Here is a 20,352-nt window from a genome sequence, read left to right on the forward strand (position 1 = left end):
CGGGAGCCGAAGGTGTACGTGGCCCAGATCGTGGACGGCAGCAGCCAGGTAATTCAGTCAAATGCCGTTACAGTTTAAACGATGGTAAAAGTCGTTTTCAAGGTGAAAAACGAAATTAAAACAGAGGCTTGATAAAGGTCTTGAACAGGAACAGGCATAATGTATATGAAACAGCTGATTAAGGTATTACTGGTTTTTTCTTTTGTGATGGGCCCGGTGCTGACACAGGCGCAAACAGTGGCATCAATGCCTGCTTCGGCCGCTGCCGCACAAAAACAGAAAGAGGGTGAGAAAGTATTCGTGCTCAAGAATCCGGACTACAAAGTGAGCCCGCATACCGGCATGACGCGCCAGCACTGGAAAGACGCGGCGCAATACCTGCTGGAAGGCGCTTTCGGGTACGTAAACAACCTGGACGACCCCATGCAGTTCCCCAAGCAGCCCGGAAAGAGTTACGGCGGAAATAACACCGAAAAGCTGGAAGGGCTTTGCCGCACGCTCTTTGTGGCAGCCCCCCTGCTCAAAGGCAACCCGGACCTGCAACTAAACGGAGTTAAAGTGGCTGATTATTACCGCCACCAGATCGCAAAGCTGCTGGACCCTGCCAGCGACACCTATATAAAGCCGCGGGCGCAAAACGGAGGACCCAGCCAGATTCTGGTGGAGTTTGGAGCTTTGGCCGTATCACTTTTCTACATACCGGAAGTTATCTGGGAGCCATTACCACAGGAGCAGAAGGAAGCCCTGGCCAAAACCATGCTCAGCTATGGCGATGGGCCCACCATCAGTTCTAACTGGCGGTTTTTCAACATTTTTGTGCTGAGCTTTTTTAAGGAGCAGGGCTACCCGGTAAACGAAAAGCTGCTGGTAGAGTACCTCGATAAGTCGCTGGAGCACTACAAAGGCGATGGCTGGTACCACGACAGCCCGGCCTACGACTTCTACAGCATGTGGGCCTTCCAGATGTATGGCCCGCTGTGGTCGGAGTTCTTCGGTAAGAAACACTTTCCCGGGCATGCCGCACAATTCATGTCGAATTTCAATGACATGAGAGATAACTACCCGTACCTTTTCAGCCGCGACGGCAAGATGATTATGTGGGGCCGCAGCATGGCCTACCGCTTCGCCTCGGTGGTGCCGTTCCCGCTCATGGGCCTTGCCAGTCAACCGGGCACCAACTATGGCTGGATGCGCAGAATATCTTCAGGCGTACTGCTGCAGTTCCTGCAGAACCCCGACTTCATTGCCGACGACAACATCCCGACACTAGGCTTTTACGGCGCTTTTGAGCCAGCTGTGCAGGTATACAGTGCCCGGGGCAGCGTGTACTGGATGGGTAAAGCATTCCTGGGCCTGATGGTGCCGGAAGACAATCCTTTCTGGACCGAAACCGAAAACGAAGGTGCCTGGGAAAAGGAGCTTGCAAAAGGAAAAGTGTATAACAAGTTTCAGGAGGGCTCCAACATCCTGATTACCGACTACCCTACTATAGGTGCGGCCGAGGTGCGTGCCTGGTGCCACGAAAAGGTAGCCGACGACTGGCAGAAGTTCAGATCTACGGAGAACTACAACCGGCTTTCCTACAACAGCGCCTTTCCGTGGCAGGCCGATGGCGAGAACGGGGAAGTAGCCATGAACTATGTCTTTAAAAACAAAAAAGACCAGTGGGAGGCCCTCCGGCTGTACACATTCAGGAAGTTTGAGGATGGAATTTATTACCGGGACGTGGTGCTGGAGACAAACGAGAACATACAACTGCAACTGGCCGACATTCCGCTTCCGAACGGTATTCTACGTGTAGATAAAAACAGCAGCAACGATGCCGTGCAGGTACGGCTGGGCCACTATGCGCTGCCCCAACTAAGCGGGCCGGTAAAAAAAGAGACACGAAAGGTAAAAGGCCATGACATACAGATCATCAGCAACGGCGAGTACCAGCTGGCCATGGTGCCTCTTAGCGGCTGGGACGGCATGGAGACGGTGAACGCCACCGGACTGCACCCTGTCAGCAACGTGAGCACAGTAATAAATGTAACCGACAGCTTTTCTCCTGATCAGAAGGAACAACAGGTGTATGCCACGCTCATGCTCTGGAAAAAAGCAGGCGAGAAGTGGACAGCAAACGAGCTTGTACCTGTTAAAAAGATACAGCACTCCGATAAAGACGGCAGTATTGACATCCAGTTCAGAAATGGCGCTACCAAAACAGTCCGGTGGGAATAAGATACGCTTCAGTTGGTATTACAGTAGATTAGGGACTTTCTGCCAGAGATTATTTGAATAGAATTGCTCCTCAGCAGGCTTTGCTGCCTCTGCTGCTGCCCCTGCTCTGTATGGCTAACACTCTATATTCACAGGCTTCCTGAAGTTGGAAGGAGGTGAAATATCATTGTTAAACCAACGATTGTTTTATTGTTTCAATTACCAGAATTCCCCCTTAAAAGTAAGATTTACCCCCCTTCGCTTCTGCTACAGAGGCTGCATATTTGTGAAAATAAGAACAAATGTTAGTTAAGGTGATGTGCCATCCATGTTCTGACTTTATAATGCTTGCACAAATTTATGTGGTAATAATACAGGAGGATTTGATTGATTAAAATGTATTAAACAGAAAAAAAGCTTGGCGACACAACCGGAATTTCAAGTGACTGACTATGTATTTTTCATTACAAATTTAAAGACTAAACTATGCAACATTGTTTACTTAAGGGGCTGAGGTGCCTGTTGGTGCTCCCCATGTTATATCTGGCTGTTGCCGGGGCTTTTGCCCAGGGCATAACAGTACAAGGCAAGGTAACCGACAATACTGGTGCCGCCTTGCCTGGCGTGACGGTACTTCTGAAAGGTACTTCCACTGCTGCGCCTACCGACATTGAAGGCAACTACATTATTAAGGTGCCGGGTGGCAGCGGAACACTGGTTTTTTCATTTGTGGGTTTTCAGACACTGGAGGTGCCGATAAACAATCGCACAACAGTAGATGTGCAGCTAGGCACAGATGCCCGGGCACTTGATGAGGTGGTGGTAGTAGGATACGGAACACAAAAACGTTCCGATATAACCGGCTCAGTAGCCTCAGTGCCTAAGAACAGGCTTTCTAACCTGCCGGTTACCGACCTTACGCAAGCTATTCAGGGTACAACGGCAGGCCTCAACATTACCCAGGGGTCTTCGGTGCCAGGTAGCTCCGGTGGCATGCAGATAAGAGGCGTAAACTCCATCAGCGCCAATACATCTCCTTTTATTGTAGTGGATGGCAGCCCGTTTTTCGGCCAGATAAACGACATCAACGCCAGCGACATCGAGTCTATCGAGATTCTGAAAGATGCCTCTGCCGTGGCGATTTACGGTACACGTGGGTCGAACGGTGTAATCCTGATTACAACCAAAAGAGGCCTTAGCGGACAGCCACGCATCAGCTACAGCGGGTATACTGGCGTAGAAGGCCTGGCTAACAAGTTCAAGCCCATGTCGCCGGAAGCCTATGTGCAGAAATTTGCCGATTACCAGAGAGCCCAGGGGTTAGCCTTAACTCAGGTGCTGCCAAACACATATGAGGTTGAGAATTATAATGCAGGCCGTGTAACAGACTGGCTCGATGAGGCTACGCAAACCGGTAAAATTACGGAGCATAACCTAAGCATAACCGGCGGCACCGACAAAGTTAACTATTACCTGACCGGTGGTTTCCTGAACCAGGATGGTGTGGTAAAAGGATACGAGTTTCAGCGGGCGAGTATTCGGTCTAACCTCGATGCCACCATTACCAGCTTTCTGAAAGCCGGTACCTCGTTATACTTTGCAGATCATAACTCCGATGGGGGGCGTGCCAACTTACTGAACGCAACGGCCATGAGCCCTTATGGCCAGGTCTACAGCGCAACAGGCGGTTTCGAGATCTTTCCGATGTACCCCGAGTTGTTGTTTGCCAACCCGCTCCTGGGCTTAACCACCGACAGAATAGACAGAAGGAAATTAATTACCGGAACTGCCTATACTGAACTGTCTCCTGGGTTTGCCAAAGGCCTGAAATACCGCCTGAATGCTTCGTACACCTATGAGATTGGCCGCCAGTCGGGCTACACTGGCAGGGCAGGTAACAACATGGTAGGCGCTGCCTACGCCAACAACAACGAAACCAACAACTGGGTATTAGAAAATATAGTTACCTACTCAAAGGATTTCGACCAGCACCACATCGATTTTACGGGCCTTTACAGTGCCCAGGGTACTGATTATTTCCGGTCTGGTGCAGAGGCAAATACGTTTGTTAACGACCAGCTGTCGTTCTACAACCTGGGTGCTGCCGAAAACAGAACCTCCTCTTCTTACAGCGACCGCACCAACCTGCTCTCGCAGATGGGCCGTATTAACTACTCCTACGCCAGCCGTTACCTGTTAACCTTAACTGCACGCCGCGACGGATTCTCTGCCTTTGGTGCTAACACAAGCAAATTTGGCTTGTTCCCATCTATGGCTGTAGGCTGGAACATCGCCAACGAAAGTTTTATGCAGGATTTTAGTGCGGTAACAGAGCTTAAGCTTAGGTTCTCTTATGGTCAGTCGGGTAACCAGGCAGTTGGGGTTAACCAGACAGCCACTATCTATAACCCGGTTCGCTTTCCGTTTGGAGGCGCCAGCAGCGTTGGGGTACTGGCCGGAAGACTCGGAAACGCTGACCTGAACTGGGAAACAACCACATCAAGTAACCTCGGTCTTGATTTCGGTTTTCTGCAAAACAGAATCAGAGGTACTGTAGAGGTGTATAACGCCAAAACAGACGATCTGCTGCTGCAACGCCAAATCCCTAACATATCCGGCTACTCCAGTGTGTGGTACAACCTGGGCGAAGTTAGAAACAAAGGCGTGGAATTTACTTTAAGCACTGCTAACATAGAGGCAGGCAAATTCAGATGGGAAACCGATATTAACTTCACCAGAAACAAAAACGAGATTATCGACCTCTATGGCGATGGACAGGATGATATAAACAATGGTTGGTTCATTGGCAGATCATTAGGAGCTGTTTACTCTTACAACTGGCTGGGTGTATGGCAGGAGGGAGACGAGATACCGGCTACGATGAACGCCAGACCAGGTGACCTGCGATTTGAGGATGTGAACGGCGATGGAAGGATTACCGGCGACGACCGGATGTATTTAGGCTCTACGCTGCCAAAATGGTATGGCGGTCTTACCAACACGTTCCACTATGGCAACTTCCACCTGAGCGTGTTCCTGCAAACTTCGCAAGGCTCCATGAAAGGCAACCCCGATATTTTTTATGGCGACGAAGTAGGCAAACGAAACATACCGGCTGAGGTTGGCTACTGGACTCCCGAGAACAGGAGCAACGAATGGCCATCGTTGAGCTACAGAAACCCGCACGGCTATAACTTTGCCAGAGACAACAGCTATGTGCGCATAAAAGATGCCCGCCTGAGCTACACTGTGCCACAGGCATTCCTGGAAAAGTTCGGCATCAGTGGCCTGACCCTTTACACGGCCGGCAGAAACCTGTACACTTTTACAAAATGGATAGGCTGGGATCCGGAGAGTACGCATCTTCCAAGAGGCTCAACAAGTGGCTCAGATTCTTGGGTAAACAATTACCCGCTGGTAAGATCTGTTTCATTCGGCCTTAACCTTACTCTTTAATACCTACTTAAGCTTTAATCAGATGAAAAAATATATAAAACTATTTGTTTGTGCCTGTGTTGGCTTGCAGGCTTTTACGGCATGCGACGATTCGTTTTTGGAAGAAGAAGTATTAAGCTCCTACTCACCAGCCACCTTGCGCGATTTGCCAGGCCTGGAAGCATCGCTGATCGGCCTGTATAACCATAACAGTACGTTTCACAGTGTGAGCTGGGCACAGGGCTGGATTTCAGTGTGGCAGGTAGGCACCGACATTGTATGGCCTACACAACCGCAGGGCATGGAGAACCCTTATTACGACTACAACACTTTGACTCCGCTGGATGGTGCCGCAGACCATACCTGGAACTGGTCATATGCCATGATCAACAACGCCAACGTGATTATCCAGAACGTGGAGAGCCCGGACCTGACAGGCATCGCAGAGGCTGACAAGAACAGAATAAATGCGGAAGCTCGTTACTTCAGAGCACTTGCCTACAACATTTTGGCAACAGCTTTTGGAGGTGTGCCGTTGGTAACAGAACCTCTTTCAGCACCTAAAACCGATTTTGTGCGTGCGACTTTAGAGGAGGTTAACCAGGTGGTTATAAGCGATCTGCAATTTGCAGCTGAGCACCTCCCCGACATTGCCGACTTACCTGCCAGCAAACATGCCAGAGCCAACAAATACATGGCCCACCAGCTGCTATCCGAAGTGTACCTTCGGGTAAATCAGCCTGCACTTGCCGAGGCCCAGGCCGATGCCGTCATTAACAGCGGTAAGTTTAACCTGATCAAAACGCGCTATGGTGTAAAAGCCAGCCAGCCCGGCGACCCCTTCTCTGATATGTTTATTTATGGCAACCAGCGCAGGAGCCAGGGCAATATGGAAGCTATCTGGGTAATGGAGGCCGAAAACCCCCGAGACGTACCAGGCGGTATGACCGATAACCCGCAGCACCGCCGGAACTGGGGGGCCTCTTACCATAGCCGGGCCGGTATGGTTCCTGCCGACTCACTCGGTGGCCGGGGCATTTCCAGAATGCGCCTCAACAACTGGGTGCTGTACGATTTGTATGATGCCGGAGATATGCGTAACTCAAAGCACAACATCCGTCGGGAGTTTTACTACAACGACCCTAACCCGCAGTACAGCAACATTTACAAAACTAAAGTGCCGTACCAGGGGCCAGATACGCTCTTTATCATAAACCCGTATATAACCAAGTGGGGCCATTTCGATCCGCAGGATGTGTTTGGCTACGGCATGTGGAAAGATTTTATTCTGATGCGCCTTGGCGAAACATACCTGCTAAAGGCAGAGGCACAGTTTAAGCAAGGGAACCTGGCTGGTGCGGCAGAATCTATCAACATGCTAAGAGAAAGAGCCAATGCGCCACTCGTAGCTGCCTCCGACATAAGCCTGGACTTTATCCTGGATGAAAGAGCCAGAGAGCTGATTGGCGAGGAAAACCGCCGGTTAACCCTGATGCGCACTGGCAAGCTGATAGACCGGGCCACCCGCTTAAACACCAATATACCTGGTTTGCCAGCCAACAGGCAAATAATCGGATTAACAGAAACGCACCTGCTGCTACCTATTCCGCAAAACGAAATAGACCTGAACAAGGATGCCGTGATAGAGCAGAACCCTGGTTACATCAGATAGGTAAATTATTTTTTCCAGACTTTTTTCAGGCAAGGCCTCTGATACTGTATCAGAGGCCTTGCTGTTTGGCGACACAAATCCTGGAATTCAAGGTTTGGTTTTTTAAATTTCAACAGAAGGATTAAAATGTCCTGCCGACTGTTTTCCGAAGTGCTCCAAGTTCTGATTCCGATAAGTTAAGGCTATGCCTATCGAAGAAATAGGGGCAGGGTTTAGGAGGCGGCAGCATCGGGGAGCTGTTGCACACTTTCAAGAACCTGCCGGCATTGAAAGCCACATGCGCGCTTCGTTATACTTGCGGCACCGACATCTTTTTTGTGGATGTGTTTTGTTTCAGGCCAACCTCCAGGAATGGTGTTTTCTGCAAATGTCCCTGCACCCACCTCCGGAAGGGGAATTGCCGCAGGAGCTGGTTCTCGTAGTTGTTTTCTTCCAGTTCGGCCAGCGCGCCGGCATAATATTGCAAGGCCTTGTTCCTGTCGGGCATACTGAGCCATTTCTTCAGAAACTGGAGCGTGATCTTCTCCAGCGTAAACAGTTTTTTGCTTTTCTTCAGCTTTCGCTCCACCGACTTTATCTCGTAGTGCAGGTAGTCCTCGTTACGCAGTTCCAGATGAATGAGCAGGTGCAGCAGCCGGCCCAGCACATACAGTTGCGACGAAATAAAGGAGCCGGAAGTGTTGAGGATGGTGTTTACCAGCTGCAGCGACTTGGTATAGTCTTTTATGCTGAAATAAACCACTGCCAACCGGAAATACATGGCGGCCAGCGTGTTGGGCGGAACCATAACTGTTTTTGACATAAACTGTTTTTCGTACTCCCGGGCAGTAGCCAGCGCATCATTAAACTTGCCCTGTGCGGTCAGGAATCCTAGCTGATGAAAGTACACCAGGTGCTGTTTCAGGATGAGGAGGCTATTGGCATTGGGTTGTACCTGCTGCAGCTCTTCCAGGAAAAAAGGCATGTTTTCGTGCTCTTCTATCAGGTGCAGATCCGTTAAGATGCCGTGGAGCAGGTACACGTAATATACGGGCGAATCGGCCCAGAGGGACTTATTTTTCAGGAAAAGATCGTTCAGCTCTCTGAATATCTGCAGGCTATGCTCCGGGCTGCCCGACATTAAGAAATAGGTAGACTGAAAATGGAGGTGGAGTTTGTCTGATTCGAAGGAGCTGTATTTTTTGGTTGAGCTCACCTGCGACTCCTCCAGCAGCAGGTCGTAGAGAAGCGCAGACTCGGTTTCGCTGCGCACGTTGCCCTGCTTGTGGTACCTGTAGGTAAGCAACTCGTATAGCGATGCGTGGCGGTTTATGAACAGCTCATGGTAGAGCAGGTCATTTATCTTTTCCTGCTTTTCCAGCAGGGTGGTTTCGTCGGTGTTCGGAAACTCAAGGCTGGTCAGGTACTGTAGCTCCAGGCGGGCAAACAGCAGGTAATAGCCAAACTTCTCGTGTCGGTAGGCCATGTTCTTCGCCTTTTCTATCTCAGAGAAGCAGAGTTCGAATATTCCTTTGTTAAACAATATCCTGACATCGCCGAGCAGGTTTATCAGCTTGTTTTCTACCGATTTTTCGGCCTCGTAATTGCGCAGGCTGCGCATAAGCATCTTGTACAGGTGCTTGCAGGCAGGCTCCAGAACCGCATCGGGATAAGCCTGCTTCAGTTTAATTTTGATGCTCTGGCTTGAGTGGTTCCCTTTTTCCAGCATGTCATACAAATCGCCATACACTTTATCGCCGGACTGCCAGGGATAACTCCACCTGAAATAGCGCTTCTCAGATTTCGACAAAGATTTTATCAGCGTTGTGAGGTGTTCTATATTAGCCATAGAAATATAAAAAATGCATTTTGAAAACCGGACATGACGGCAACCAACAGGTTATTGTCTCGAATAGGAATGTCTAAAATATAGATTTTTTGCTGTTAACAGAAATATTTATTCAGATATATTTAGATGTTTATCAGGCTGACGCTTGTGGCGCTGCCAGTTCTAAAGCAAAATTAACGTTAGTAAGCACCTGAGCCCCCTTCCGGGAATGCGTGCCAGCAGAAAGAGGTGCAGGAGAAAGGCATGACCGGAAACTTTAGGAGCAGCAGCAGCAGCAGCATGACATAGCGCTGGAGGAGCTTTTTGATTAGAATAATTCAGGACGATTTTTTGTCGAGGTACCAATCCGCCAACAAATAATTGTCAGTAGGTGCACAGGGCATCTGCAGTTGCTTGCCCTACTACAACTATGGAGGGCAGCTACTGCACCACCAGGGTTAAGATTCTCTGTTTTACTGTATCCGGAAAGGTAACAAGTTTAGATTTTCTGATGCGGTAGCCATAATATAGTTCTGTGCTCAGCTGCTTGTGCTGTTTTAAGGCCCTCAGTTTCTGTTTTCTTTTTGGCACAAGAAACAGGAGCAATGGCACCTCCCGTAACGCAGACTGCCTGGCAAAGCATGGATGAGGCGCGGTTAACTCAGGCACACAATCCTTAGCCCATGCACCTTGCCCATAAGGTCGCTACGGAAAGGCAAAAGGAGCGGGCGGAAACGGTGTCTGCTACCGCAAAAACAGATTATTCGAACAAAACTGGCCCTCCGGAGCTGGCTGCAACTGCTGCTGCCAATGGTGGCCAACCTGAAATTATCGCTGCATGAACTAAAGTAATGCAGCAGCGCATAAGCTGGTGTGCCTAAAACGATGCATAGAAGTTCTTTTTACTTGGTAACATATTTATGAAAAAGTATAGTATACTGGCTTTGTCCCTGGCCCTGGCGCTTCATTCCTGCGGCGTCACGCAGCCATCAGCTACGCAGAACCCAGCGGCTGCCACGGCTGCCGCCGGGCCTGCCGCCGCCCCGTCCAAGGCGCTGGACAAGGAAATAGAGGACCTGCTGGCCCAGATGAGCATCGAGGAGAAGGTGGGGCAGATGACGCAGGTCACCATCGACCTGATCCTCAGAGACGGCACCACCACGGCCATCGACGAGGCCAGGCTCCGGAAAGCCATCCTGGAGAAGCACGTCGGCTCCATCCTCAATGTAAAAGAGCACGCCTATACCGTGGAGCAGTGGCACCAGGTCCTGACGGCCATCCAGAACGTGGCCACCAAAGAGTCGCGGCTGAAGGTGCCGGTGCTTTATGGAATTGATGCTATTCACGGGGCCAACTACATCGCCGGCTCCACGCTCTTCCCCCACAACATCGGCATGGCCGCCACCCGCAACCCCGGGCTGGTGAGCCAGGCCGCCAAAATCACGGCCCTCGAAACCAGGGCCTCGGGCATCGCCTGGAACTTCGACCCGGTGCTGGACGTGGGGCGGCAGCCGCTGTGGCCGCGCTTCGAGGAGACCTTCGGCGAGGACGTGCACCTGGTGACCACTCTGGGCGTGGCCGCCATCCAGGGCTACGAGCAGGACGGGCCGGGGCAGGACCACACCGTGGCCTCCTGCATGAAGCACTACCTGGGCTACTCCGTGCCGGGCTCGGGCAAGGACCGCACGCCTTCCTACATCCCCGGGCAGACGCTGCGCGAGATTTTCCTGCCGCCCTTCAAGGCGGCCGTGGAGGCGGGCGTGTCCACGGTGATGATCAACTCGGGGGAGGTGAACGGGGTGCCGGTGCACGGCAGCAAGTACTACCTGACGGAGCTGCTGCGGGGCGAGCTGGGCTTTGAGGGCGTGGCCGTCTCGGACTGGGAGGACGTGATCCGGCTGCACACCCGCCACCGGGTGGCCGACTCGCCCAAAGAAGCCGTGCGGCTGGCCGTGGAGGCGGGCCTGGACATGAGCATGGTGCCCACCGACTACTCCTTCTACGACCTGCTGGTGGAGCTGGTGAAGGAAGGCACGATAACAGAGGAGCGCATTGACACCTCGGTGCGCCGTATCCTGCTGCTCAAGAAGAGGGTGGGCCTATTCCAAAATGCCTTCCCCAAGCCGGAGCTGCGGGCGCAGCTGCACAAGCCCGAGTACGACCAGGTCTCCTACCAGGCGGCCCTGGAGAGCATAACATTACTCAAGAACGAGAAGCAGGTGCTGCCGCTCAGCAAGGGCACCAAGGTGCTGGTGGCCGGTCCGGGCGCCAACAGCCTGCCGGCCCTGCACGGCAGCTGGTCCTACATCTGGCAGGGCACCGACGCGAGCCGGTATCCCGACAAGGCCAAGACAGTGGTGGCCGCCCTTGCTGCCAAGGCGGGAAAAGGCAATGTTGTCTCCGGCTCGGTGGCAGATTACAAGGCCGCCGCTAATTATGATGTGGCGCGGCTAAAAAGAGACGCAAGGCAGGCGCAGGCCATCGTGCTGGTGCTGGGGGAGAACGCCTACGCCGAGAGCCCCGGCGTGATAGACGACCTGACGCTGGAGGCTGACCAGCTGGCCCTGGCACGGGCTGCCAAAGAGACCGGTAAGCCTGTGATCCTGGTGCTGCTGGAGGGGCGGCCGCGTATTGTCTCGGCCATTGAGCCGCTGGTGGATGCGGTGGTGCTGGCTTACCGGCCTTCCACCTTCGGGGCGCCGGCCATCGCCGAGGTGCTCTACGGGGAGTACAACCCGAGCGGGGTGCTGCCCTTCACCTACCCGCGCCACGCCGGCGACATCGTCCTCTACGACCACAAGGGCACCGAGCGCATCCGGGAGGACGTGCCCAACACCTACGGCGATGCGGGCTTCAACCCGCAGTGGACCTTTGGCAGCGGCCTGAGCTACACCACCTTCAGCCTCTCCGAACTGCGCACCGACAAGGCCACTTTCGGCGCCGGGGACAGGCTGCAGGTGTCGGTAAAGGTGCGGAACACGGGCACCCGGGCCGGCAAAAAGGCCATCGACCTCTTCAGCCACGACCAGTACGCCAGCGTCACGCCGAGCGCGCGCCGGCTGCGGGCCTTCACCAAGGTGGAGCTGCAGCCGGGCCAGGAGCAGGAGGTGCGTTTCGAGATTGGCGCTAAGGACCTGGCCTTTGTGAACGAGCAGGGCCAGTGGGTAACCGAGCCGGGCGCCTTCGACCTGATGATCGGGGACCTGAAGGTGACGGTCAACTACCAGGAGCAGGGGAAAGCTTCTTTAAAATGAGTGCAAGAGCCGGATTCTGTTTGACTTTAGGATTGGGGCGAATAGGTAGAACCTTTGGTTACTTGCATGGGATGGCTGTTCGCAGTCCTGCCATGCAAGCTTTCCGGCTACATAAAGTTGAAGGTGGCCTTCTGGCTGTAAAAGACAAAGGGAGAATCGGCGGGATAAATGAGATCCGGGAAATGCAGCTGGCTACGACGGCTGCGAAAGTATAAGCCGGAGGTTATAAGTTGTGGAGAGGGCAAAGCAGGGAGAACTGCTGCCTCTGATGAGCGTTGTTAGTTCTTTGGTTTATTGGCTTGATGTGTATGTATCAGGAGGTTTTGAAATGACTGATGTTGACGATTTGCCCCACACCTGTTTAAGTTAGTTTTGCAGATGGGAAGCAGGCAGGATTAGCGGCCGACAGAGAAATTTTAGGCGCAGATCCTTTTTTCTGAGATCGCTGGGGCAAGGGACTATTTCAACATGGCCTTTCGTGAAATGGTATATTTATGTTAAAACAATTGTTTTTCAGGTAGAGAAACAGTAGGTTAAGCACAAGTTCTAATTCACATCAAAGTCGGTGCATCCAGTTAACTAAATATTATGCGTGGAAAAATACTAGTAGTAGGCAGTTCTAACATCGATATGGTAATTAAATCGCCTAAGTTTCCGCTACCTGGGGAAACTGTGCTGGGTGGTAAGTTTTTTATGAACCCTGGCGGCAAGGGGGCCAATCAGGCAGTGGCAGCGGCGCGACTGGGGCCCGATGTCGCTTTCGTCGCCAAGCTCGGGAACGACATTTTTGGGCGGCAGGCCCTGCAGCAGTTCAAACGGGAGTCCATCGATACCCGATTTATAACCGTGGACCCGGATAACGCCTCAGGAGTGGCGCTGATTAATGTGGATGCCAGGGGAAACAACTGTATATCGGTTGCTCCCGGGGCTAACTGGCAGCTGAAGCCGGCAGATGTTGAGAAGGCCCTGGCGGAGGCAGATAACAATACGATTGTGCTGCTGCAGATGGAGATGCCCTTGCCCACGTTGGAGTACGTGATCCGGGAGAGCCATGCAAAGGGGCTGCTGGTGATGCTGAACCCGGCACCGGTCCAGATACTTCCGCCGGATATCTACCCGCTGCTGTACCTGATCACACCTAACGACACGGAAGCCGAATTGCTGACCGGCATCCGGGTGACGGATGCGGATTCTGCGCTCGACGCGGCCCTGAAGCTGCAGGAGATGGGAGTGACCAATGTTATTATAACTTTAGGGGAGAAAGGAGCCTTTCTGAAGACGGAAACAGCTTCGTGGCTGATATCGGCCCCGGTTGTGGAGGCCATCGATACGACTGCGGCGGGAAATTGCTTTAACGGAGCGTTGGCTGTGGCGCTGGCAGATCGCCTCCCACTGGAGGAGGCGGTGGAGTTTGCCTGCAAGGCGGCCTCGATCTCTGTAACAAGGATGGGCGCGCAAAGCTCCCTGCCCAGCCGCAAGGAGGTGGACGCGGCGCCCGCTTTAGAAAAAAAGAAATTGTCGTAATGGCAGGAGAGCTTATTTAATCAGAGGCCACTCCTGAGAACCTGAAAACTGGCGCCCGATTTATTTATCAGAAATGAAGCTGAATTTTATTTAGAAACAGCGTTTTAGGAGTGGCCTGAAATAACCAGAAGGGTGAGTGGTTGTATAGTTGATCCTAAAATCCGGAAATCTGAAAAGGTCTTTTAGGTGCAATCATCCGCGTTTTGTCAGCTAAGTTTAGGTGGGAGAAATGGTCCTGATTTCCGGATTATTCTAATCAAAAAGGCCCTCCGGAGCACGCTGCTGCTGCTCCTGATGCTGCCACTCCAACGCGACAGAAATTACTTTAATGGGTAGACAGCGTTTGAACGCATCGGCATCCGAAATTGTAGCGCTTCGGGAAACAGGGGCAGGACTTTTTAATCCTTCTGTTGAAACTGAAAAAACCAAACCTTGAGTTTCGGGAGGTGGTGTCGCTGGCTGTAACGTATCGGTGTTTGTTTCACCATTTATTTAATTTAGTAAAGGTCGTGCGTCGTGCTAGGTGTGTCGTTTTCTCAAGGAGATTTTACTTCTGATGCCGAAACGTTCAGGCTCTCTCTATGCCTGGTGCGCAAATCAGCTTACAAAAAGGCATGTGACTTGGGTCCTGTATCCTTTTCAGCAGCAGCAGCAGCAGCAGAGAGCTCCGGAGGGGTATTTTGATTAGATTAATCTAAGTTGTGCGGTAGGAAGAAGTTAAAACTTGTTCCTACCACCGTCCCACTTTTGTCCTCCTGGATGGATCTTGTGGGCGAGGGCCGTCAGCCATAGTGATAGGGTAATATAGGTTAAGTTAGCAGATTAGCTTTTTGGCTGAGATAACGGATTAAAGCTGTTTCATGGCTGGTGTCATTGTTCTTTTTGTCTTGATGCAATTGCTGTCAGGCTAAGTAAAACGCTTTCATGCTGTTATTCCAAAAAAGCTGCACCGCTAGCCCTTGTTGGGTGTTTTTCACCAACAAGCACAGCTGCTGCTCAATTTGTAAAAACAGCAAATCAGCGTCTGAAGGCCTTTTTCCTTCTTAGTCTGGCGGCTGTGGTCTTTGATACAAGGACCACCCCTGCCCCTCCTTGAAAAAAGGAGGGGAGTTTCAGAGAAATCATGAAAATAGGAACTACCTGAGCGCTCAGGAAATCTGCTTTTTATTCGGTGCACCGTGCAATGTAGCTGCCTGCCGCAATAGATGAAGAAGGGTAGCTACCGCACAAATGGGTTAAAATAATTATATAATTTCAGCATTAAGCTAATATACCATGTTCATTCTAGAAAATTACGGGTTGGCAGTTGCCTTCTGCCTTGTTACAATGATTTGCTGGGGGTCCTGGGCCAACACGCAGAAACTAGCCGACAAAAACTGGCGCTTCGAATTGTATTACTGGGATTATGTGATCGGTATTTTAGCACTATCGCTGGTCTTTGCTTTTACATTGGGCAGCACCGGCGGGCAAGGACGTGGTTTCCTGGATGATATTGCCCAGGCAGACAGTGCCAATATCCGGTCGGCCATTATTGGTGGGGTTGTTTTTAACCTATCCAACATTTTGCTGGTAGCGGCTACCGCTATTGCCGGCATGTCGGTGGCTTTCCCGGTCGGTATCGGCATAGCGCTTATATTAGGGGTAATCGATAACTACGCTGATAACCCAATCGGTAATGCCACAGTGCTCTTTAGTGGTGTGGGGCTGGTGGCGCTGGCCATACTTCTGAATGCGGCAGCTTACAGACGTTTAACACGCACTGTAAAAAAAGTATCGACCAAGGGCTTGCTGCTAGCCGTCATTAGCGGCTGCTTAATGGGCCTGTTTTATGGGTTTGTGGCAACCTCTATGGCCAAGGACTTTTCCAACCCGGAGGCGGGCTACCTGACTCCTTATACCGCCGTGGTGTTTTTTGCGGTGGGCGTGTTTATCAGCAACTTTATCGTGAACACGATATTAATGAAATTCCCGTTTGAGGGCGCGCCGGTTTCGTATGCCGATTATTTTAAGGGCAGCGGCCGCAGCCACTTAATGGGAGTTCTGGGCGGGGCCATCTGGTGCATTGGCATGTCGTTTAATATAGTCGCCTCGGGCAAGGCAGGTCCGGCCATTGCCTACGGCCTGGGCCAGGGCGCTACTGTGGTGGCCGCTGTCTGGGGCATTTATATATGGCGTGAGTTTAAGGCGGCTCCGCAGAACACCGGCAAACTGTTAAACTCCATGCTGCTGTTCTATGTTATCGGCATTGGGCTCATCATCGTCTCCCGCTCTATATAAAGCCATTGGTGGCTGACAGCTGACCCGCAGGCGCAGGTGCCCGATCTGTGCCTGCGGGTCAGCTGTTTGGAGAGAGCATTGCCTTTGCCGCACCCCGATTATTCCAATCAAAAACACCCTTTCCGGCCTATCTGATCTGCTGCTGCACAAGCACGTTTCGGTAACGCTTGGCATATGATGGCCTATCGGGTATCGGGGCAATTATTCAAATCAAAATGCCCTTCCAAAGGCTATTTCTGCTGCTGCTGCACAAGCACCTCCGCTTGCCTTTTTTTAATTAAATAAACCAGAGCATCAGCTGCGTGGCATCATCCTGTTCTCTGCTTCCGGAGGTTTGGCAGGGGGCAGCAACGGCTGGTCAGTGGCTTCCTGAAAATCCGGACAGTAAAATCTTTCTGATACTAATGAATATTAGTTATATAAAAGCTGTTCTGGCGTAGGTTGAAATGTCTGATTTTAGAGGTTTGGTTTTGATATATTTTTCAACAGGAAATAAAACTTCTCCCTGCAGAAGCACAGAGTTTCAGATTATTTAAAACCCTGGCTAGAGGTTGTAAAATAGCTATAATGTACTATAATCCTGCTTTTTTGCTTTATCTGACTGAGGGCGGTGCCTGTTGCGGTTGCCGTTTTTCCTGCGCCCGCGCCGGTTCGTACTTCTTTACGCTGTATTGGAAACTATTTTTTTGGTTGCCGAAGTCAGGGTATTTTATCGGTAGGAATGTCTGAATCAACTATGAATGAGTTTATCCTGCTCCTGAAAATGTATAGCTTTAAAATGTAAAACAGGCAGCTGCTGTGCCAGCATAATTCTGTTGCTGCCCTGCAATTCACCATTCAAGCTTAACGTCAAAACCATGCTCAAAAAATTACCCTGGAAAGCCTTTCTTTTTCTTTTGACCTTTTCCTGCTTTGCTGAAAAAGTAGCGGCGCAGGAGTATCAGCCCAAGTGGAGTTCCCTGAACCAGCGGCCGGTGCCGCAATGGTGGTCTGACGCCAAGTTCGGGATTTTTGTGCACTGGGGGCTTTACTCGGTGCCAGCCTACGCCCCCGTAAATGAGGTGGAAGGTGTATACGAAAAATATGCCGAGCACTATTTAACTAAGTTGCTTGAGGGGAACAAGTATTTTACGGCGTACCAGAAGCAGAACTACGGCGAGAACTCAACTTACAAAGACTTTGTGCCCCTGTTTAAAGCGGAGTTTTTTGAGCCTGATAAATGGGCGGACCTGTTCAAAAGATCCGGTGCCGGCTATGTGGTACTGACTTCCAAGCACCACGACGGTTACTGCCTATGGCCCAGTGAGCATAGCCCCGGCTGGAACAGCGTGGAAACAGGCCCCAGGCGCGATCTGATAAACGACCTCTCTGCCTCGGTTCGCAAAGCAGGCTTACGGATGGGCCTCTACTACTCGCTGCTGGAATGGGATAACCCCCTCTACAAGCCCGAAACGATTGACAAGTGGACCACCCAGCACATGATACCGCAGATGAAAGACCTGGTGAACCGCTACAAGCCTGAAATTATTTTTTCTGACGGCGAATGGGACCATACCAGCACCGAGCTCCGAAGCGAGGAGTTCCTGGGCTGGCTTTATAACGACTCTCCCGTAAAAAATACGGTAGTGGTAAACGACAGGTGGGGCAAAGAATCGCGGAGCAAGCATGGCGGCTACTATACCACCGAATACGACCTGATAGGCGACGAACTAAACTCCAGCAAGATAGAGCACCCCTGGGAAGAAAGCAGAGGCATCGGCACCTCCTACGGCTACAACCAGTTCGAGACGCTGGAGCATTATTCCTCGTCCAAAGAGCTTATCGACCTGCTGATAGATAAAGTAAGCAATGGCGGCAACCTGCTGCTGAACGTAGGCCCAACGGCAAGCGGCCTTATTCCGGTAATTATGGAGCAGCGGCTGCTGGACATAGGCAAGTGGCTGAATGTAAACGGCGAGGCCATATACGGCACCCGGGCATGGAGCATGCGCCCCGACAACATGAAAGAAACCGACGTGTTTTATACCCTGAAAGGCGATGACCTGTATGTGATCTGCACCAAATGGCCTCAGGCGCCGCTGGCCATCAGCGGAGTGAACAAAGCCAGCCGGGTAAGCCTTTTGGGGGCTAAGGAAGCCGTGAAGTTTAAAGCCTCGAAAGATAAACTAACCATTACGCCACCGGCCATAAACCCCGGAAACGCCCCAAGTGAACATGCCTGGGTGTTTAAAGTGGAAAATTTTAGGCAGACTGAGCTTAGCAAACTATAAGCCGTTGTACTTTTGAAGTAAGAAGGCAAAACCAGATCGAATTATCCTGTAAGGCATAAGCAGGCACAGCTTGCTGATTCTCCTATAGCTGATGACATCAAATTCTTGTGTCTTTTTACCATAGCCGTCAGGCTCAGCAAAACGCTCTGATACTGTTATTCCAAAAAAGCTGGACCGCTAGCTCTTGTCGGGTGTTTTTTACCAACAAGCACAGCTGCTGCTCAATTTTTACAAGCATCCAATAAGCGTCTGAATGCCTTTGAATTCTTAGCCTGATGGCTATGGTCTTTTTACTTATAAACGCTCCTTTTCAATGAAAAAGAACATACTGGCCGCTTTGTTGCTCAGCACGGTCGCCTTTTCGTCATTTGCACAGGAACTGCCCAAACCCACTGTTCGGCAGCTGGAGTGGCAGCAATTAGAAACCACGGCATTTATTCACTTTACGGTGAATACGTTCACGGGCAAAGAGTGGGGCGACGGCACTGAAAGTCCGTCCATCTTCGACCCGGTTGATTTTGATGCCCGCGCCATGATCCGGACGCTAAAGGAAACCGGCTTTGAGATGGCCATTATCACGGCCAAGCACCACGACGGTTTCTGCCTGTGGCCCAGCGCCTATACCGAGCATTCTGTGAAGAACAGCCCCTGGCGCAACGGTAAAGGCGATATGGTGAAAGAGATAGAGGAAGCCTGCCGGGAGTATGGAGTGAAGTTTGGCTTTTACCTGTCGCCCTGGGACCGGCACAACCCTGCTTACGGAACGCCGGCCTACAATGCCTATTACAAAAACCAGCTGAAGGAGTTGCTTACCAACTATGGCGAAGTGGCAGAAGTTTGGTTTGACGGCGCCAAAGGAGAGAACGCGAAAGACATGCAGTACGACTTTGATGGCTACTGGCAAATGGTGCGGGAGTTGCAGCCCGGGGCGGTTATGTTCTCTGATGTAGGGCCGGATGTGCGCTGGGTAGGCAACGAGACTGGAAACGCCGGTGAAACCTGCTGGTCTACTATCAATGTAACAGCTGAGAATGCGCCCGGCAAAATGTCGCCTTCCTACCTCAACATCGGTGATCCGGAGGGTGCCCTGTGGCTGCCGGCAGAAACCGACGTGTCTATCCGGCCAGGCTGGTTTTACCACGAGGAAGAAGACAGCAAGGTAAAGACCGGACCGGAACTGGTGGAGCTGTACTACAAATCTGTGGGGCGCAACAGCTTATTGCTGCTCAATATCCCGCCAAACAAGAGGGGAGTCTTTTCGGAGATAGATAAGCAAAGCCTTTACGAGTTCCGTTCCATCCTGAACGAGACCTTCCGTGAGAACTTTGCCACAGAAAAAATAAATAAAACCCTGACAGATAAAGAACTAAGCTCCTATGTTACCCTGAAGACAGGCAAGCCCTACGTCCTCGACTTTAAAAAGAGTATCTCGTTCGACCGGGTGGCCCTGCAGGAGAACATTGCGGAAGGGCAGCGGAACGCAGAGGCCCTGCTCGAGTACTGGGACGGTAAAAGCTGGAAAGAGCTTAGCCGGTTTACAACTATCGGCCATAAACGGCTCTTCAGGCTGCCCCTGGTATCAACCACCAAGGTCAGGGTTACGGTTCAAAAAGCAAAGCTGCCGGTTCAGCTGTCGGAGGTCGGGTTCTACAAAGCATCCGCCAAAGAGGAGCAGGGCATTTAATATCCTACAAGCAGCAGCAGCAGCAGCAGCAGCAGCAGCAGCAGCAGCAGCAGCAGCAGCAGCAGGCGGAGCAAAGTCCGGAGAGGCTATTTGATTAGCAGAATTTACTCCGGAAAATACAACCCTGTTCTGTGAAACGACACAAAATAATTACCCATATAACATAGAATGTATAATGCATTTCTGGCTTAAAAAAATGTAACGATTATAGAACGCACAAAGAGACG

The 20,352-nt window shown here is 51.4% G+C and carries 10 protein-coding genes; 8 read left to right on the forward strand and 2 right to left on the reverse strand.

All coding sequences use genetic code 11. From position 1 onward, the window contains the following. The first annotated feature begins 165 nt into the window (after nucleotides 1-165). The 3 genes from FJM74_RS07700 to FJM74_RS07710 all read left to right on the forward strand — a co-directional run bounded on the left by FJM74_RS07700 (nucleotide 166) and on the right by FJM74_RS07710 (nucleotide 7,309). Nucleotides 166-2,223 (forward strand): DUF2264 domain-containing protein, encoded by a 2,058-nt coding sequence (locus FJM74_RS07700; protein WP_206684014.1) that lies wholly within the window; start codon nucleotides 166-168, stop codon nucleotides 2,221-2,223. A 465-nt stretch (nucleotides 2,224-2,688) separates the two neighbouring features. Next, complete coding sequence (locus FJM74_RS07705) at nucleotides 2,689-5,658, forward strand: SusC/RagA family TonB-linked outer membrane protein (protein ID WP_187262014.1); 2,970 nt, start codon at nucleotides 2,689-2,691, stop codon at nucleotides 5,656-5,658. 22 nt (nucleotides 5,659-5,680) lie between these two features. Next, nucleotides 5,681-7,309: a RagB/SusD family nutrient uptake outer membrane protein gene (locus FJM74_RS07710; protein WP_187262015.1), complete on the forward strand. Its 1,629-nt coding sequence runs from the start codon at nucleotides 5,681-5,683 to the stop codon at nucleotides 7,307-7,309. Between the two features lie 289 nt (nucleotides 7,310-7,598). Here the strand turns inward: FJM74_RS07710 and FJM74_RS07715 are convergent, their stop codons facing one another. Both FJM74_RS07715 and FJM74_RS22360 read right to left on the reverse strand, forming a co-directional pair. Then, nucleotides 7,599-9,137 carry a hypothetical protein gene (locus tag FJM74_RS07715; protein WP_187262016.1) on the reverse strand — a complete coding sequence of 513 codons (1,539 nt, stop codon included), beginning with the start codon at nucleotides 9,135-9,137 and terminating at the stop codon, nucleotides 7,599-7,601. A gap of 943 nt (nucleotides 9,138-10,080) precedes the next feature. Further along, the gene (locus FJM74_RS22360) at nucleotides 10,081-10,248 is read right to left on the reverse strand and encodes a hypothetical protein (RefSeq protein WP_241739004.1); all 168 of its coding nucleotides are present in this window, start codon (nucleotides 10,246-10,248) and stop codon (nucleotides 10,081-10,083) included. Between FJM74_RS22360 and FJM74_RS07720 the strand changes: the two genes are divergently transcribed. From FJM74_RS07720 to FJM74_RS07740, 5 genes are all read left to right on the forward strand, one after another. After that, complete coding sequence (locus tag FJM74_RS07720; RefSeq protein WP_241738995.1) at nucleotides 10,232-12,370, forward strand: glycoside hydrolase family 3 N-terminal domain-containing protein; 2,139 nt, start codon at nucleotides 10,232-10,234, stop codon at nucleotides 12,368-12,370. The two genes, FJM74_RS22360 and FJM74_RS07720, sit on opposite strands and share 17 nt — an antisense overlap. Before the next feature lie 588 nt (nucleotides 12,371-12,958). Beyond that, entirely contained in the window at nucleotides 12,959-13,894 is a 936-nt protein-coding gene (rbsK, locus tag FJM74_RS07725) for a ribokinase (RefSeq protein WP_187262017.1), read from the forward strand. Nucleotides 13,895-15,169: 1,275 nt separating this feature from the next. Next, nucleotides 15,170-16,171: a multidrug DMT transporter permease gene (locus FJM74_RS07730; protein WP_187262018.1), complete on the forward strand. Its 1,002-nt coding sequence runs from the start codon at nucleotides 15,170-15,172 to the stop codon at nucleotides 16,169-16,171. Nucleotides 16,172-17,028: 857 nt separating this feature from the next. Beyond that, on the forward strand, nucleotides 17,029-18,441 hold the full coding sequence (locus FJM74_RS07735; protein WP_187262019.1) for an alpha-L-fucosidase: 1,413 nt from the start codon (nucleotides 17,029-17,031) through the stop codon (nucleotides 18,439-18,441). A gap of 313 nt (nucleotides 18,442-18,754) precedes the next feature. Further along, a complete protein-coding gene (locus FJM74_RS07740; protein WP_187262020.1) occupies nucleotides 18,755-20,125 on the forward strand; it encodes an alpha-L-fucosidase in 1,371 nt (456 codons plus the stop codon). The last annotated feature ends 227 nt before the right edge of the window (nucleotides 20,126-20,352 follow it).

The sequence above is a fragment of the Pontibacter beigongshangensis genome, from assembly GCF_014332515.1.
Lineage (GTDB): Bacteria > Bacteroidota > Bacteroidia > Cytophagales > Hymenobacteraceae > Pontibacter > Pontibacter beigongshangensis.